Annotated in this window: 19 protein-coding genes and 2 pseudogenes; 19 read left to right on the plus strand and 2 right to left on the minus strand. The window is 34.5% G+C overall.

The window, feature by feature from the left end; all coding sequences use genetic code 11:
- Positions 1 to 95 precede the first annotated feature (95 nt).
- The 4 genes from E7276_RS14105 to E7276_RS14115 all read left to right on the plus strand — a co-directional run bounded on the left by E7276_RS14105 (position 96) and on the right by E7276_RS14115 (position 2,484).
- Entirely contained in the window at positions 96 to 581 is a 486-nt protein-coding gene (locus E7276_RS14105; protein WP_294218970.1) for a PglD-related sugar-binding protein, read from the plus strand.
- Positions 582 to 975: 394 nt separating this feature from the next.
- The gene (locus tag E7276_RS15175; RefSeq protein ID WP_442960453.1) at positions 976 to 1,086 is read left to right on the plus strand and encodes an RbsD/FucU domain-containing protein; all 111 of its coding nucleotides are present in this window, start codon (positions 976 to 978) and stop codon (positions 1,084 to 1,086) included.
- Positions 1,087 to 1,248: 162 nt separating this feature from the next.
- Positions 1,249 to 2,199, plus strand: a complete 951-nt coding sequence (locus E7276_RS14110) for an HNH endonuclease (RefSeq protein ID WP_294218972.1) — start codon at positions 1,249 to 1,251, stop codon at positions 2,197 to 2,199.
- Positions 2,200 to 2,313: 114 nt separating this feature from the next.
- Positions 2,314 to 2,484, plus strand: a complete 171-nt coding sequence (locus E7276_RS14115) for a transposase (protein ID WP_294218976.1) — start codon at positions 2,314 to 2,316, stop codon at positions 2,482 to 2,484.
- 54 nt (positions 2,485 to 2,538) lie between these two features.
- Here the strand turns inward: E7276_RS14115 and E7276_RS15130 are convergent.
- Positions 2,539 to 2,688: pseudogene (locus E7276_RS15130) on the minus strand (IS66 family transposase); the annotation flags it as partial.
- 710 nt (positions 2,689 to 3,398) lie between these two features.
- On the opposite strand from E7276_RS15130, the gene E7276_RS14125 reads away from it, so the two are divergent.
- The 5 genes from E7276_RS14125 to E7276_RS14145 all read left to right on the plus strand — a co-directional run bounded on the left by E7276_RS14125 (position 3,399) and on the right by E7276_RS14145 (position 6,615).
- Entirely contained in the window at positions 3,399 to 4,406 is a 1,008-nt protein-coding gene (locus E7276_RS14125; protein ID WP_294218979.1) for a ParA family protein, read from the plus strand.
- Positions 4,393 to 5,271 (plus strand): SIR2 family protein, encoded by an 879-nt coding sequence (locus E7276_RS14130; protein WP_294218980.1) that lies wholly within the window; start codon positions 4,393 to 4,395, stop codon positions 5,269 to 5,271. The genes E7276_RS14125 and E7276_RS14130 overlap by 14 nt, the downstream gene beginning before the upstream one ends.
- A gap of 90 nt (positions 5,272 to 5,361) precedes the next feature.
- Positions 5,362 to 5,889, plus strand: coding sequence for a transposase (locus tag E7276_RS14135; protein ID WP_294218983.1), 528 nt, complete (start codon positions 5,362 to 5,364; stop codon positions 5,887 to 5,889).
- Positions 5,879 to 6,283, plus strand: coding sequence for a helix-turn-helix domain-containing protein (locus E7276_RS14140; RefSeq protein ID WP_294218986.1), 405 nt, complete (start codon positions 5,879 to 5,881; stop codon positions 6,281 to 6,283). Before E7276_RS14135 ends, E7276_RS14140 begins: the two co-directional genes overlap by 11 nt.
- A 38-nt stretch (positions 6,284 to 6,321) precedes the next feature.
- A complete protein-coding gene (locus E7276_RS14145; RefSeq protein ID WP_294218988.1) occupies positions 6,322 to 6,615 on the plus strand; it encodes a hypothetical protein in 294 nt (97 codons plus the stop codon).
- A gap of 523 nt (positions 6,616 to 7,138) precedes the next feature.
- On the opposite strand, the pseudogene tnpB reads toward E7276_RS14145, so the two are convergent.
- Positions 7,139 to 7,498, minus strand: a pseudogene (gene tnpB / locus E7276_RS14150) (IS66 family insertion sequence element accessory protein TnpB).
- A gap of 89 nt (positions 7,499 to 7,587) precedes the next feature.
- Here tnpB and E7276_RS14155 point away from each other — a divergent pair.
- From E7276_RS14155 to E7276_RS14200, 10 genes are all read left to right on the plus strand, one after another.
- Positions 7,588 to 7,806: a hypothetical protein gene (locus E7276_RS14155; RefSeq protein WP_294218991.1), complete on the plus strand. Its 219-nt coding sequence runs from the start codon at positions 7,588 to 7,590 to the stop codon at positions 7,804 to 7,806.
- 166 nt (positions 7,807 to 7,972) lie between these two features.
- On the plus strand, positions 7,973 to 9,250 hold the full coding sequence (locus E7276_RS14160) for a hypothetical protein (protein WP_294218992.1): 1,278 nt from the start codon (positions 7,973 to 7,975) through the stop codon (positions 9,248 to 9,250).
- 55 nt (positions 9,251 to 9,305) lie between these two features.
- Positions 9,306 to 10,550 carry a DUF262 domain-containing protein gene (locus tag E7276_RS14165; protein WP_294218993.1) on the plus strand — a complete coding sequence of 415 codons (1,245 nt, stop codon included), beginning with the start codon at positions 9,306 to 9,308 and terminating at the stop codon, positions 10,548 to 10,550.
- Positions 10,550 to 11,644, plus strand: a complete 1,095-nt coding sequence (locus E7276_RS14170) for an AAA family ATPase (protein ID WP_294218995.1) — start codon at positions 10,550 to 10,552, stop codon at positions 11,642 to 11,644. The genes E7276_RS14165 and E7276_RS14170 overlap by 1 nt, the downstream gene beginning before the upstream one ends.
- 15 nt (positions 11,645 to 11,659) lie before the next feature.
- Positions 11,660 to 12,454: a hypothetical protein gene (locus tag E7276_RS14175; protein ID WP_294218997.1), complete on the plus strand. Its 795-nt coding sequence runs from the start codon at positions 11,660 to 11,662 to the stop codon at positions 12,452 to 12,454.
- 237 nt (positions 12,455 to 12,691) lie between these two features.
- Positions 12,692 to 12,814, plus strand: a complete 123-nt coding sequence (locus tag E7276_RS14180) for a hypothetical protein (protein WP_294218999.1) — start codon at positions 12,692 to 12,694, stop codon at positions 12,812 to 12,814.
- Between the two features lie 310 nt (positions 12,815 to 13,124).
- A complete protein-coding gene (locus E7276_RS14185; protein WP_294219001.1) occupies positions 13,125 to 14,111 on the plus strand; it encodes a helix-turn-helix transcriptional regulator in 987 nt (328 codons plus the stop codon).
- Between the two features lie 112 nt (positions 14,112 to 14,223).
- Positions 14,224 to 14,826 (plus strand): hypothetical protein, encoded by a 603-nt coding sequence (locus E7276_RS14190; RefSeq protein ID WP_294219003.1) that lies wholly within the window; start codon positions 14,224 to 14,226, stop codon positions 14,824 to 14,826.
- A gap of 4 nt (positions 14,827 to 14,830) precedes the next feature.
- On the plus strand, positions 14,831 to 15,736 hold the full coding sequence (locus E7276_RS14195; RefSeq protein ID WP_294219005.1) for a macro domain-containing protein: 906 nt from the start codon (positions 14,831 to 14,833) through the stop codon (positions 15,734 to 15,736).
- 108 nt (positions 15,737 to 15,844) lie between these two features.
- Positions 15,845 to 16,066, plus strand: coding sequence for a hypothetical protein (locus E7276_RS14200; RefSeq protein ID WP_294219007.1), 222 nt, complete (start codon positions 15,845 to 15,847; stop codon positions 16,064 to 16,066).
- Positions 16,067 to 16,224 lie beyond the last annotated feature (158 nt).

Here is a 16,224-nt window from a genome sequence, read left to right on the forward strand (position 1 = left end):
CGCCGTGTACCGAACGGTACGCACGGTGGTGTGAGAGGTCGGGAAATTCATTTGAATTTCCCTCCTACTCGATTATTCAGAGGGAGATTATTTGCATGAAATCGATTTTAATTATGGGATATGGTCAGTATGGACATTTAGTAGAGGAGTTGGCAGCAGATTGTGGCTACGACAAAATAGCAGCTCTCGATGATGCCGCTGACGATGCTCTTGATACAATAGACAATTTTGCAAAGTACCAAAACCAGTTCGATGATTTTATTGTGGCAATTGGTAATCCTGCCAGCCGCAGAGCAGTGGTAGATAAAGTCAGAGGGACCTTCAATTTAACTACATTGATTCATCCAACAGCTGTGATTAGCAAATCAGCAGTTATTGAGCCAGGATGCATTATAGAACCATACGTAGTTGTTCATACCTCAGCAGTTGTAAAGGAATCCTGCCTTATTAATGCCGGTGCTGTTATTAATCATGATAGTACCGTAGAGGCATATTCTCATGTGGGCTGCAATGCAGTTGTAGGTGCTAGAGCGCTTGTGCCTGAGGGGACGAAGGTGGAGCATTGCGAGTGGTATAGGTGAGGACGAAATATAGAAGTTCAAAATTAATCTGTGGATTGTAGAATATTTTTTATAAGAGAAATGAACGCGAAACGAACGTACCTTAAAAAGGCAAATGCGTTATCAGCAATGGGGGGAAAGAAGCTAAAGACTTCAATTCCAGACCCAAAGACATGACAGTTCGTGAATGGTGTGCCCTTCACGATATTAAACCACCAACCTTCTATGATCACATGTGACGAGTTCAGTACTATTTCGCAGGTCAGCTTCAGTCTATAGATGAATCTAATCAGATGGTTGTTAGTGAACCGACTTTTGTTGAACTATCACCTTCTATTACTGAACCAAAACCAGTAATGCATGGTGTAGCCGACGCTGTGAAACCATATTTACACAATGACACCTCATACAAAAAATCTCTAGAGATGATTTTTATGATAAGAGTGAAAAGTGTGTGGCAATAATTCAAACTGGAGAAGAACGTTTATATGGTGATGTAATTCTAAAAAAGGGTGTAATAAAATAACTTTCTACGTTCATATTTGATATAACGAGAGTAGTGTATTCTCATATATTGTTTATTGTTGGAGCAATTAATATTTTATTCCTATCACATATAAAGAAGTAGACAGTAGATTTTCTAGACAAGCTATTTAGATGATAGCTTTCAATTCGGGATGGTAGCTTTATGGTTATACGTTTACAGTATAGAGGTGAGAAGACAATGCAATGTATAATTTGTCATAAGGAAAAAGAGAAATCAGATGAACATATTATTCCAGAAGCCTTAGGAAATAAAAAGTTGATTACCAGGAGAGTTTGTGAAGAATGTAATAATAAGCTAGGAGCTAGAGTTGATGATTACCTCACAAATCATCCGTTAGTAAAAATTATTCGGAGTGGTGAAAAATTGACTGGAAAAAGTGGCAAAAAGGTGAATTTTTTTAGCAGCGTAGAGACTGATGAGAAAACAGGTATAAAATATGAAATGAAAAGTGGAATACCTAAGTTAATGCCTAGACTATTAACTAATGAAAATGGCCATATTAGAATTGAGGCATCAACTAAGGAAGAGGGGGTAGCTTTCTTAAAAAAATTATTGAAGAGAGAAGGTTATTCAGAAACACAGATAGACGATTTTTGTAAAGATGCCATTGCTGGTGAGTTTAATATTATTGAACCACCAGAATTCAAGAAAGATGTAATTATTGATTTCTCTAGAATGGATATTGCCGCAATTAAAATAGCGTATGAATATGCTTTTGAGGTATTAGGTGAGGACTATTTGAATGATGAGGTGGCTCAGCTCTTTTCTAAGGAGTTATATTCTATTGCTAATACTGAAAAAAAGGAGATTAATGTTTCCGACAGTCTTGCACAATATGTAACTTACCCGTTGAGTGGAAGTGGTATAGAGTCACTATTAGAAGAAACAAGGAATTCAATTAAAAAGACCAATACGGATATTCTGCATACTATTTTTTTCATAAAACAAGATGGATGCTTATACTGTATTTTAAATTTATGTATGATGGAGATTATTTCTTTTGCTGTAAAAGTAACGAATAATGCTGATAGATATTCAAAAAAGTTACCATTTACGCTTGTATATAGGGATGGTAAATGTATCACTTTATAATTTTTGATTAAAATGCAAATTATTTTAATGGTGTCCCCGTGTTCCAGAATAGATATCAGTGAAGCTTGAAGCTATGTATGATATCATTTTAAATATCACAGAAGGGAGCTTCACATGGGATACAGTCCAGAACTTAGGGAGGCAATGCTTAGAAGATTGCTTCCGCCAAACAATGAATCAGTAGTAAAAGTGTCACGCGAGGAAGGAATTCCTCAGCAAACATTGAACAGATGGAAAAACGAAGCAAACATGTTGACACTGCTTTTTACAATCTCTATTCGATAGGTCATCGAAAGAGTTGTCGATGTGCATAATCTCGGTAATCATCGAGTATGCTTCGGCGGCTATCGAACCTTTTGCGGCTTCAGTGCCAACAGACTTAATGAATTCAGCAAAAGGTCTTCTTGCATGAATCCAACAGCCAGCGATTTGTAGGTCGTGCCGTTCTTTACCAAGCTTATGGTAGACCTGATTGCCATCAGTGACCACGGTACCGGAGAAGTCTTTCAAGAATTCTCTTGGGTAATCAGCTTTTCTAGATGGCTACCAATCGCAAGATTAGCAGCTAAGGGAATATAGGAAGTCAGCTAGGTAATCGTCACGCCTACGGGCACGGCTATATTTTGGAAATGTATGGATGGTTTATTTTTTGCGAAGTGGGGCTTCCTTTCGAAAGAGAAAAATAATAAGGTAATCTCAAAGCCAATTATTAGCAATAGCCTTTTCACTAATTCCCAAGAATAAATTTATGCAGCCGTCTGTTGGGGCTCTAGTGACTAGAGAAATATCTAATGCTATAATAAATGCTAAGGAAATATTATATTGACTGAAAGAAAAAAATATAAGTTGATGAGTAAATGTTTACAAAAATTCAACAAAGAATAGAAATATATTTAATAGCTGAAAAAAACTTAAGCGCTGAGGAATTGGAATATGTAGGTACACATGTATTGAGTTCCTTAGAAAATAAGGAGTTAGTACATCGTGGTATCAATAAAGATGTCAATTATTTCGGAACGATAGACAATTGCTATTTAGCATATTAACGAAATGATAATCAACAATCAACGAATTGCATTAAAAAATAAGAATGGAAAATTTGTAATCAGTTAATCTAAGAAATAATAGTAATATTATTATAATAATATAGTAGGAAGGAGTATTGATTGATTTTAAGCAATTAATCAAGTGGTAATTAAATGGTTTCGATTGCAATGTTTAACAACAAAGGTGGGGTTGGAAAAACAACGCTATTATGTAACTTGTGTGCTTTTATTGCCCAGGAAAAGAAAAAGAAGGTAGCGCTTATTGATGCGGATCCACAATGCAATGCTTCGGCTTATGTGTTCAGCAATACAAAGTATAAAGAAGTATATGTTGATAGAAAAGGATATACTATACATAATTTCGTTGAGCCTGTCTCATCTGGAGAGGGTTACGCGAAGGAACTACATAGCTATCCAATTAAGAATTTTGGAATTGATTTAGTGGCAGGTGATCCCAAATTAGCTTTGTTTGAAGATGTTTTAGCTGCTGATTGGGGGGATGTACCAGCCGGAAAAGATCGAGGAATTAGAACAACATTGACGTTTAAAATGTTAACTGAAAAACTTAAAAATTATGATTATGTGTTTTTTGATATGAGCCCATCATTGGGAGCTATTAATAGATCTATTATCATTGGTTGTGATTATTTTATGACACCATTATCTTCAGATATTTTCAGTTTATTTGCTATAGAAAATATAGGACAGTCGATTCAAAATTGGATCGATCTCTTCATAGATGGGTATAAAAGAAATACTAGTGAGAGTATAAAGCATATTTTTGGTGATATAGCATCTGTAAAATATTTAGGTTATGTAGTACAGCAATATACTAGTAAGACAGTTGAAGGTAGACGCAGGCCTGTTATGGCATATGAAAAAATACTTCAAAAAGTTCCTTCAACTATTGAGTCAAATCTGGTAAAAACTTTAAATGAAAATGAAAAACTACAGTTAATAGATTATGAGTTGGGATCAATTCCAAATTTTAATAGTGTAATTCCTTTATCTCAAAGTGCTCATAAACCCGTTTTTAAACTTACAAGTCAGGATGGAGTGGTTGGTGCTCATTTTCAAAAGATACATGAATATAAGGAGGTTTTGGCACAGATAGAACATAGTGTATCAAGAAATGTGGAGGCAATTCATGGAGTGGACTAATGAAATTGTTGATGCTATAGCGTTACGTAGAAGTGTTTTATTTTTAGGAGCAGGAATATCTGCTAACAGTTACTCTAAAAAAGATAAAAACGTTCATCCTCCAACATGGAAAGAGCTAATTGAAGCTGTAATAAAAGATATAAATTTGGATATAAAAATTGTTGGTGTGATAAATAATTTAATTGAACGAGGTGATTATTTAACAGCTTTTGAAATAATAGTTAATAATGTTACGCATGAAAGATTTGAGAGAGCTTTATCAAAGAAAATGTTAGAGCCTCAATTTGTACATGATAGAGTTCATGAAAATATATTTAGATTAGATTCTAGAGTTGTTATTACGCCAAACGTTGATAAAATATATGAGACATATGCACAAAGTGAGTCTAATGGTACAACTAAAGTTAAAAGATATTATGATTCAGACTTGATTTCATCGCTTAAATCTCAGGATAGAATAATCTTGAAAATCCATGGAACATTAGATGAACCTTCTAAGATAGTTTTCACGCGAAGTGAATATACAAATGTAAGGTATGAATATTCAATGTTCTATAAATTGTTAGAGGCAATGCTTTGGAATTACACATTTATTTTTTTAGGCACAGGTTTAAATGATCCAGATATACAGTTAATGTTGGAAAATGCATCGTTTGCATTTCCGGGTAGCCCTAAGCATTTTTTTATTACACCAGAAGATACTGTTAGTAATGTTGAGATGGAAGTTATTGGCAGGATGAGAAATATCGAATTTATAACATATGATAAATCTAGTGGTCACAAGGAATTTCATGATGCTATAGAAAAGTTAGTAGAGTTAGTTGAAGCTAGAAGAGAGGAAATAGCAATGTCGATGCAGTGGTAGACCTTGGGTTCCCCGTGTGCCAGAATAGATGTCAGTGAAGCTTGAAACTATGTGTGATATCATTTTAGATATCGCAGAAGGGTGCTTCACATGGGATACAGTCCAGAACTTAAGGAAGCAATGCTTAGAAGATTGCTTCCGCCAAACAATGAATCAGTAGCAAAGGTGTCACGAGAGGAAGGAATTCCTCAGCAAACATTGAACAGATGGAAAAACGAGGCCAAGGCCAATGGTACATCTACTCCTACTGGAGACAATGCTGATACATGGAGCACACAGGATAAATTTTTAATTGTTGTTGAAACCGCAAGCATGAATGAATCAGAGCTTGCTGAGTATGCCCGTAAAAAGGGCCTTTATGTAGAGCAAATCAAATCTTGGAAGGATGCTTGCATGAACGCCAATGGTGGTGTTGCCAAGGAAGCAGCCAAGTTAAATCGAGATCTTAAAGATTCTCAAAAAGAAGTTAAGAAACTCGAGAAGGAGCTTCAGCGAAAGGAAAAAGCTTTCGCTGAAGCAGCGGCTCTACTTGTTTTATCCCAAAAAGCAAATGCGATCTGGGGGGCCCAGAGGAAGAAAAAGCACTTCAGATCGCAGCAATGCCATTTTGCTTATTAATGAAGCCGTTGAAAGCGGCGCTAGCCTTTCAAAAGCTTGTGAAAGACTAGGAATTACAGAGCAAACCTATTATCGTTGGGTTAAGCTAGATAAAACTTTTGATTCTTATGAGGATAGAAGAACCTTTGCAGATCATTCTAATCCTGTTAATAAGATAACTCCTGCCGAAAGACAGGAAATACTTGATACAGTAAACTCTGAAGAGTTTTCTAGCATGTCACCGTGTCAAATATTGCCTATACTTGCTGACAAAGGCACATATATAGCGTCAGAGCGTACATTCTATCGTGTTTTGAATAGAGAAAAAATGCAAAATCATAGAGGTATAAGCCAGGAGTCTTATAAGCATGCAAAGCCTACTCCGTATTGTGCTACTGCACCTAATCAAGTATGAACTTGGGATATCACATATCTCAATGGTCCTTACAAAGGGTGCTTTTATTATTTGCATTTAATCTTAGACTTATTCAGCCGCAATCTGTAGGCTGGGAAGTCTATGAGGAACAGATCGCTGAATTAGCTAGCAAGCTGATTAAACACACATGCTTAGTACAGCATCATTTATCTTATGAGACTCTAGTTTTACATTCTGATAATGGAACACCTATGAAGGGCACAACAATGCTTGAGACTCTGTATAAGCTTGGTATAACACCTTCAACCAGTAGGTCTCGTGTCAGCAATGACAATCCTTATTCAGAATCTTTATTTAAGACCCTGAAATAAAGACCTAACTATCAGCCTAAAGGCTTTGAATCACTTGAGGATGCATGTGCTTGGTGTAAACTATTTGTTCATTGGTACCGCTTTGAACATCATCACAGTGGAATTGAATTTTTAACTCCAATTGAGCGTCACGCTGGCAAAAGTGAAGAGATAGTTAATCATCGCAAGGAAGTTTATTAAGTTGCTAAAGCAACACATCAAGAACGGTGGGATGGTCGTGAAATCTGCAACTGGAATAACATCGATAAAGTATTTCTTAATCTTGATAAGGTTGACTCTGCAAATGATGCAACTGTACAACAGGTATCATAAACAAAGTTCATTACTGACCTGGGGTAGTCTAGGTCAGATGAAATATAGTAACTATCAATAAATCAAGTTTTACTGACAACTAGGTTGACAAATTTCGTATGGCAATAAATCATAGTAGGTTAGCCATGATAAGCTGTGAACAGCACCGTTTGACAAGGATGGTAAAACGAGAGCAAAAAATCTCTGTTTTGCACAATAATTAAATATGGCATCAAGCAGAAAACTTAGGATTAGCATCATGAATGATTGGATTTATGGCGAAGCCTTGCATCAACCATTTGAATTGCTCTGTGCGAAGTTGTCGTAGCTTATCACTTTTTCTAGGCCAGGAGAAATGACCACGGGAAACGCGTTTGTACAGAAGCAAGAACCCATCTCCTTCTCAAAGGAGACCTTTGATTTTAGTTGATTGTCTGCCACAGAAGAGGAATGAGGTATTTGGCACAAAGAGATTAACCTTATATTTTCGTTCTATGATGGCAGCCAAGGAATCTATTCCATAGCGCATGTCTGTGTAGCCGCAAACTACATAGACTGCAGGAAAGTAATTAAAATCAGTATTCTTAAGCATTGCGTACCGCCTTAATGACTTTAGCTAAAAGAAAGTCTGATGTGTCTTCAGTGATTCCTAAAGTAATGTCATCTATTGTAAGTTTAAGAATGGAAAGTGCGGAAATCGTGGCAGGTGATGGAAAACTTTTAAAAGTTGTACAACGAGTGTCTGGAATAGGTGAAGAGACTGGACGATGTCAGGAAGTTGAGATTCTACGAAATGTTCTGTTAGACGACGCTTCCAATAGTAAAACTAAGATTTTGAGATTGACTTTGATTCGCAGAATTTGGTTACGTTCATGGAACTGGCTTGTTGTTCACGTATGATGTCGGCCCAGTTGGTAAGTTTTGTTTGATGTATAATTTTAGTAGTGATCATGAGATTTCCTCCCCTAGAAATGTATTTGAAGTAATAATCTCATGAGTGTGGTAGAATTGTAAGGTACTTATGATTAAGGGCATACGTTTATTGGGGCATTTAAGATATATCGTTATGAAAAAAGAATTCGATATTAAAGAAATAATTGAAGGGGCTTATTACCCTGGCGTGTATATAATCAAGATAAAGAAGATTCTTAATGAAAGAATTCAATACAATGACTTTAAAGAGGAGGATTGGAGGACATTTATTCATGAATATGTTCATTTTCTTCAAGATATTAGCACAAGTCATGGGTATATATATTATTTTCATAAATCGCAGATGCTCAATTTGGCAGTGTACGATATAAAGAATAGTTCTTCAGATGTAATAGAGTTACCAATACAAGCTGAAAAAACGGGAATTCCAAATGCATCTGAAAAGCAGATGCTCTTGGATTTTTATAATGGAGATCACCAATATTTAAAGTTTCATCATATAAATGAGGTTAAGATAGATTATGATGAAGTAGTTACCAAACTGGTTATAGATGAAACTGATTCAAATAATAAATTATTTGCCGTAAATATTTATTACGATGAAGGAAAGATTTATCAATTTGGTAATATATGTATTTTGGAAAGTATGGCCTATTTAATAGAATACCATCTATTAGAGGGAGAACAGAGGATAAATGAATTCCCATATAATGCCTGCGAAGTTATTTGCACGCATATTTATCCTGAAATATTGAAAACTCCAAAGAAAATTATGATGCTTGCGGAAATGGCTCTTATGCACGACGATTGTGGATTGTTCTTTTTAGGTTTACTAGATTTATGCGCAAAACAACATTTGGCAGAACTTGATGATAAAGATTTTCGAGAATTTTGTATTAAAAACATTGATATGTCAATGGAGAATTTTGAACAATACTACAAAGAAGCTATTGAAGGAATTGATAGATTATTTCCGGTTGGGTTTCCCTATACAGGTTTGACAAACATGCAGCTGAAAATATTTCTTGAATGTGGACACAACTATAGAATATCGAATAAATTATTTATTGCGGATACATTTGATAGTCCTGATTGCACAGAGTATTTTCGACGTCTAATAGATCTTTTTGGACTTCCAATACTGATAGATGGAAATGACGATTACTATGGCATGGAGGGAACTCAGTATATACCAGTAGCTGATGCAGTGCTTAATATCCTAACAGAAAAGTTAGGCGAAGGGTGTAGTCTTCAAGAATTATGTAAAAAGAGCAAGATTGGGAGTTATGAAAAGTATAGGTGTACTAATGAACCGTGGGAGCAGTGCAAAGAAAATGAAATCTGTCCAGTTGCTATGTACTTTAAGGGGTACGGTATTGATTATAAAAAATATAAGCAAAGGAATCATTAATTTATAAAAAATATTATTTTGATTTCTTATGACAAACCGCTATACTGAGGCATGAATGATGGAGAATAAAGAAACTAGATTTAATGAAATAGTAGAATTTGCAAAAAATAATGATGACTCTATAGGGTATCTTCTAATTATTGATATGTTGGAAGATAAAACGGGGCTTGTCGGCGCAGAATGTGTTGATGAAATCATTTCATTATTGAAATCCGAGGGTATTACAATTACAGATGCGGACGAGGAAGATTATGATAAAGATGCCGATATCACACCGGCATTTAATCCTGCGGATGTCAATATACATTCAAAACCACTAACTGTGGGCGCATTAGTTGATGAGCTTAAGTATGATGAAATCGAATTGGATCCGTTTTTTCAAAGAAATCCAAATCTTTGGACGGCCGATAAACAGAGCAGATTAATAGAGTCGCTTATGTTAAAGATTCCTTTACCTGCTTTTTATTTTGATGCATCAAAAAGTGAAAACTATGCAGTAATTGATGGTCTTCAGAGACTGAGCGCTTTTAAAAACTATTTAATTAATGAGAAGAAGTTTGAAGGATTACAATACTTAAAGGATTTTAATGATAAGACTTTTAAGCAGCTACCTAGACAGTATCAGCGAAGGATATTGGAATCAACAATAAATGCATATATAGTCGAAAAGGGGACTCCTGATAGTGTAGTCTATAATATATTTCAGAGAATTAATACAGGTGGACTTAAACTAGAGCCTCAGGAAATCCGACATGCTTTATATTCTGGCCAATCTACTATAATTGCTGAGGAACTGTCAAAAAGCAAGGAGTTCTTAATAGCTACTGACTGGTCGATATCGTCATCTAGAATGATGGATCAGGAATTTGTTACAAGGTTTTTTGCTTTTACACAATTGGATTATAAGACAGAATATAAGGGAAATATTGACGAATACTTAATCAAGGCTATGAAAATAGTGAATCAATATAATGACGACCAGATAAATGAGATACGATATAATTTTTCAAAAACAATGAAGTATGCATACTTAATATTTGGCAGAAATGCTTTCAGAAAAATAGCTATAAATGGGCGACGAGGTCGTATAAACAAGGCTATTTTTGAAATATTATCAGTTGTGTTTAGTAGCATGTCGATTGATAAATTGGAAATATTAGTTGCAAATAAAGATATTGTCAATGAAAATTATATTAGAACTTTAGAAAGAAATGACTTTTTAATTGCAATAAAATCAGGAGATACAGGCTCTATGATTAGAAGAATGGATATAGGGCGTACTATTTTTGAGGGAATATAATGATAAAAGAAATAGAGTTAACAAATTTTAAGTGTTTTGAGAATATTAAATTACCCACTGGCAATTTGACTATGCTAACTGGAATAAATGGTACAGGAAAATCTACAGTTTTACAGAGCCTTGTCCTATTGAAACAGTCATTCGAAAGAAATCGAGACATGAAGGTGTTATATTTGAATGATGAAGACTACATTCAACTAGGAAATGCCGAGGATGTGTTATGTTCACACGCTGAAGAGGATTGTATCAAATTTGGTTATCATACAGATGATTCTGACTATTCTTTTGAATATGAACATTCTGGTGATAGGTTCTCTGATATGCTTTTATCTAAAAAAGTTTTTGATAGCACAGAATTTTTGATGAATAATAATATCAGATATTTATCCGCTGATAGAATCACTCCAAAGAGATTTTACCGCATCGCAAATGCGGACAAGTTGTCGCGTAGAGAGTTTGGTTCAGACGGTGAATTTGCAATACAGTATTTATTGTTAAATTCAGATAAGGATATAGATGAATCGCTGAATTTTCAGTATTCTACTAATAGATCATTGAAGGCACAGGTCTCATATTGGCTAGGTAAAATATCTAATTCTGCAATTCCTATTATTAGAGTTGATGAAGTTCAGAGAATTGCAGAATTAAAATATGAATTTTTATTAGGTGAAACTGAGAGAAGCAATACATATAGCAATATAAATGTGGGATTTGGAATAACCTACACACTACCGTTTATAGTTTTATTGTTATCATCTACTCCTGGGGATATTCTGCTTATAGAGAATCCTGAAGCACATTTGCATCCACAAGGACAGGTGGCAATGGGGCAGCTTCTTTCATTTGTTGCAGCTTCAGGAGTACAAATAATATTAGAAACTCACAGTGATCATATCTTAAATGGAATACGTCTCTCTGTAAAAAAAGGAGAAATATCAAATGATATGGTAGCAATAAACTATTTTTATCAAGAGAAAGAGAAGCCATTTCGGCATTTGGTATCAAATCCTAAAATCTTGAGGAATGGTAAATTAGATAAATGGCCGGAAGGATTTTTTGATGAATGGGAAAATGCGCTATTGGAATTATTATAGGGGAGTGAATAGATATTGAGAATTATAGTTAACGATGTTTCCTGGCATATAGAGATATATGATAGGATTACTGTTTGTGAGAAATTGAATGAATTTGCTTGTTTATGTAAATTTCTATTGAAAAAATCCCATAATCTCAGTGATAGACATATATATTCCGTGCAACCTGTTGATGAACAACAATATTATTCGATGGCAAAAATGAAGGATTTGTTAAAAGATATTGATGACAGAGAATGTTGCAGATTAATAGCAGGAGTGATTAACAATAGTCCTGTAATTGAAGTGGAAAATTGTGAACCGATGCTACTTGAAAATAATCCAACCTATGTGTTTGGGGTAGCCCTTGATGATGATATTATCATAAGCTTGGATGTGGCAGACTGGGTTAGAAAAGATGAACTAACAGCTTTTCAAAATGATATTGAGAGGACATTAAAAAACGTATATTCAATAAAACAAAGTCATAATCATTCAAAGATGTTAGGATATAGAATTTTTAAAAGTAATCCTAAACATAATCATAAAAATGAAATCATGCGCTCTAACGGGATGGTTAATAGTCCGATGGATTTAGATGACGAGACAGCACAAGAATTGCTTGACAATGCGATTTTTGATGAATGGTCTCAAGATAGACGTGATATGAATTCTATTTCAGAACATAAAGACAAAAAGCTATACGCTAGACTAAAGGATACGTATTACGAATTCCAGGGTACAGATAATGTATACCACGGTTATGCAATAGACAGAAAAGAATTGCAGGAAAAATGTAGTTTGAAACTATTAAAAGTTCTTGACCGATAATAATGGTCACCTGCCCCATTAGGTAAGTATAGTCGATGAGATATTACTGCATCAGTTCACGAAGGGTTGATGCAGTTTGACACTAATACCATTAAAGACGCTAGTACTTTGCCAAAGGGGGATTATCTCGTGGCTATGCTAGTTGCCTTTACATTAAGCGTTTATGGTCATTCTATAGGAACAATAAGTATGTTTTTTAGGTCGGAGGGCCAAATAAGAAATATATGGAAGGCTTTAATGAAGACATATATTTCCTATTCATTCACAGGACTTTTCTTGAATTCGATTCTCATGGTGCTTTGGGTCCAGGTGGTAGGTACATCTGAGTTTGTAGCACCTATAATTAACATTGGTGCCTGAACCCATTACGAAATTGTTACAAATAGATAAAAGAAAAAAGCTGTTGATTATCCGAGTGGTAATTGGCAGCTTTATTTTTGCGATAAAATCAAGCGCCTGAACTAATTACACGAAAGTAGTACAGAGGAGATGAAGAAGCTAGGGAAATAGAAGATACTCCTCAGAGTGATTTAAATATGTTGATGAGCTTCCGCCGCCGGGGGCTACGATTTTGTTATTTATACAATGATATAGAATCTCTTTATAGATACGTAAAAGATATGGTAGAGTATTAGCATAAAAGCTAATTATTGTATTAAGGGAGATATATATGTCTAAATACGAAAAAAACAGAACACTGGCCCTATATAATATTTTGAATTCTTATACAGATGATGATCATAAATTATCTATGAATGAAATAAGATATGAAATGGATAGATTGGGTTATTCATGTAGTGAAGATAGTATTTTTAGATATATGAATCAACTGAGAAATGAATTAGGTATAGACATTATTTCCGAACGAGGGAGAAATGCGAGATATTTTATTGGTAGTAGAATTCTAGATAAACAAGAAATCCAACTCATAGTTGATGCGATTAATTCATCAACTGCTATAGATATAAATTCTACAAAAAGGATTATAAACAAACTCAAGAAGCTTACCAGTGTTCATATTGCTAAATCTTTTGAGAGGACTATTCTTTCAGCAAAAAATAAAGCAAGTCAAAAGCGCAATATTATATATAGAATTTCAGAGATACAAGAGGCATTGGATGCAAATAGCCAAATTTCCTTTGAATACATGGATTGGAATATCGAAAAGAAACTGACTTCAGTAGGAGAAAAAATTATAAGTCCATGGGGGTTAATTTGGGCAAATGAAAGATATTACCTATATGGATATACTGTTAAAGATGATGAGAGTGAGATTGAAGAGCGAACGTATAGGGTTGATAAGATAAAAGGGATAAAACTGCTTCGAAGGCCTAGACAAGGTGCCGAGAGATTCAAAGCATTTGATGTTTTTGAATATGTCTCGCGAAGAATTGATATGTATTCGACAAAAGAAGAAAGAGTCACGGTTAGGATTCCTAAAAATCTTGTTGGAATATTTATAGATAGATTTGGTGAAGCGATAGAGATTAGGGAAGTAACGGACGGAATAATAGATGTATCATTTTATGTGGCTTGTTCAAATTATTTCTTAGGATGGCTTCTTGGGATAGGAAACATAGAGATTATTGAACCTTTAGAGGTCAAAGATAAAATGATAGAATTATTAAAAAAAGGAATAGAGGTGTATGAGAAATAGACGCAAATATGCGTCTATTTTTATTGTCAAAACTTATATTAAGGCGTATTATCATAACTAGATGAATTATTATTGCCATAATGATTAATGGCCCAAAAAGGAGAAGAATGAAATGAAAAAAAGAATTTACATTAGTGCTGATTATGCTGAAGAGAAAGGTGATCGTGAGGTAATAGATGTATTGCATTCATGGGGGAAGGATTCGTTTCATGCAATGAGTTTTACTGACACGGCAGAAGTTGTTTCCGGAAGTGTGACAGAGGATGAGGACTGTAGAGCTTGCGATTTGAAAAAGGAGTTTAACCGACAAATTAATATATCATCGGTAGTATTATTCATAGTCGGGGATAAAACCGCAGAGCGTTGTGCGGGTTCATTTTGTCAAAGACTCGAGAAAGGTGCGAATTGTCCGTGTACTCCTTATAAGCAAAATTCAAAGGGTACAAAAATGTGTAAGTGGTTTTCTACGTCGAAAGCAGAGGGGGACGATATTGGGAATATTAATAAGTATACTTATCTTGAACATGAATTTAGACAAGCTCGCAGTAAGGACAAGGAAATAATTATAATATATAATTCTCTAAAAAAACAGCAGGGATGGCTTCCCGATTATATGAAAAATCATCAATATATTGAGATTCCATTTTGGAAATATGATGAAAGAGGAAATAAGGTTGGGGATTATTCTAACTTAAAAAGGCTTCTAGGATTTTAAGATTATGAAAAAAATGATTTATAGCGCTAAGTATTTTTTGAAAAACTTTATATATAAAGATGGCTGGCAGGAATATTTGTCTGTTGCAGCGACATTTTGGGGGATATATTCTTCAATATGGGCTGTCACCAAGGTAATATCAGAGACAACAGGAGTAGCCTGTTTTGAAGTTATGTTTGAATCGAAACATTTAATGATAGCATTTGTCATATTTTTGTATGTTATTGTCAGTCATCGATTAGATAAAAGCTATTCAGTTTTGGTTTCAAATAATGATCTTAAAGTAGGGTTACAAGTAAAAAAAATAGAGAAAATTGAAGCAGATAGTTATGTGATACCAACGAATACGTATTTTAGAACTAGTACAGAATCGGATTATATCAGCCTGCAAAGTGTGCAAGGGGCAATACAAGAAAAAATTTTTAAAGGAAAAATATCGGTTTTAGATCAATTGATTAGGAATAGTTTGGATAGTCAAGGGATAGAATACTCAGAAACTACGGATATATTAGGAGAAGTACGAAAATATCCACTAGGAGCAGTTGCTAAAGTCGATTATGAAAAAAAACATTACTATTTTGTGGCAATTACTGATGTTAACGCATATGGAAAACCAGTTAATCAAACTAAGAATAACATTGATGTAGCTATAACAGCTTTGGAGAATAATATTTGTACAATTGGACATTATGATAGATTGTGTATGCCTCTTTTGGGAACAGGTAAAGCTGCAATTGGCCAAGTGACAAAAGATGATGTGTTTAGGAGAACAATAGATTTATTTGTTGATTCAGAAAAAAAGATTAGTAGAGAACTGATTATTGCTATTAATCCGGATGATTATTTTGAAAATCGAATTAATATATCAGCATGTAAAAAGTATATTGAATACAAATCTCAGTTTAAATAATATGTTAGGTAATAAATCACAATTATAGACCATGTTCGTTTCACCTATTACAAAAAGTTAAAACATTGGTGCCTGACCCCATTACGTAAAAAAGTATACGAAGCAGGTATGTGGGAAATTCGTATAGTCACAAAAGAAAGAGGAAGTGAAAAGCTTGGACGGGGGACCGGGTTTGGTGTAGTTGTAACATTTAAAGAGATGACGGGTGCTAATCGTATTGAGGATTTTATAAAGCTTTGTTCGCTATATGGATGGCTTGTAACACCTATCGATGTTGATGCTAAGCTTGATTTATATAATCGAGTAAATGAGGAGATTGAGTGGGATTAAATAATACTCATGGATAACACATTATAACGAACATGAGAGTGAGACAAAAAATAGAAGGGAGAAATTTTCATGGAATTATTACAAGTGGTCCTGTGTCAAGATTTAGTACAAATTAAAATGAGAGGTTCTGCCAGTTAAGCAACTGACAGAGACTTCAC

This window comes from Pseudobutyrivibrio sp., assembly GCF_015057185.1.
GTDB lineage: Bacteria > Bacillota > Clostridia > Lachnospirales > Lachnospiraceae > Pseudobutyrivibrio.

Bases quoted from the DNA above. Each gene is read 5' to 3' on its own strand.
- E7276_RS14105 (WP_294218970.1), top strand. From the start codon at position 96: ATGAAATCGATTTTAATTATGGGATATGGTCAGTATGGACATTTAGTA.
- E7276_RS14110 (WP_294218972.1), top strand. From the start codon at position 1,249: ATGGTTATACGTTTACAGTATAGAGGTGAGAAGACAATGCAATGTATA.
- E7276_RS14115 (WP_294218976.1), top strand. From the start codon at position 2,314: ATGGGATACAGTCCAGAACTTAGGGAGGCAATGCTTAGAAGATTGCTT.
- E7276_RS14125 (WP_294218979.1), top strand. From the start codon at position 3,399: ATGGTTTCGATTGCAATGTTTAACAACAAAGGTGGGGTTGGAAAAACA.
- E7276_RS14130 (WP_294218980.1), top strand. From the start codon at position 4,393: ATGGAGTGGACTAATGAAATTGTTGATGCTATAGCGTTACGTAGAAGT.
- E7276_RS14135 (WP_294218983.1), top strand. From the start codon at position 5,362: ATGGGATACAGTCCAGAACTTAAGGAAGCAATGCTTAGAAGATTGCTT.
- E7276_RS14155 (WP_294218991.1), top strand. From the start codon at position 7,588: ATGGAAAGTGCGGAAATCGTGGCAGGTGATGGAAAACTTTTAAAAGTT.
- E7276_RS14160 (WP_294218992.1), top strand. From the start codon at position 7,973: ATGAAAAAAGAATTCGATATTAAAGAAATAATTGAAGGGGCTTATTAC.
- E7276_RS14165 (WP_294218993.1), top strand. From the start codon at position 9,306: ATGATGGAGAATAAAGAAACTAGATTTAATGAAATAGTAGAATTTGCA.
- E7276_RS14170 (WP_294218995.1), top strand. From the start codon at position 10,550: ATGATAAAAGAAATAGAGTTAACAAATTTTAAGTGTTTTGAGAATATT.
- E7276_RS14180 (WP_294218999.1), top strand. From the start codon at position 12,692: ATGAAGACATATATTTCCTATTCATTCACAGGACTTTTCTTGAATTCG.
- E7276_RS14185 (WP_294219001.1), top strand. From the start codon at position 13,125: ATGTCTAAATACGAAAAAAACAGAACACTGGCCCTATATAATATTTTG.
- E7276_RS14190 (WP_294219003.1), top strand. From the start codon at position 14,224: ATGAAAAAAAGAATTTACATTAGTGCTGATTATGCTGAAGAGAAAGGT.
- E7276_RS14195 (WP_294219005.1), top strand. From the start codon at position 14,831: ATGAAAAAAATGATTTATAGCGCTAAGTATTTTTTGAAAAACTTTATA.
- E7276_RS14200 (WP_294219007.1), top strand. From the start codon at position 15,845: ATGTGGGAAATTCGTATAGTCACAAAAGAAAGAGGAAGTGAAAAGCTT.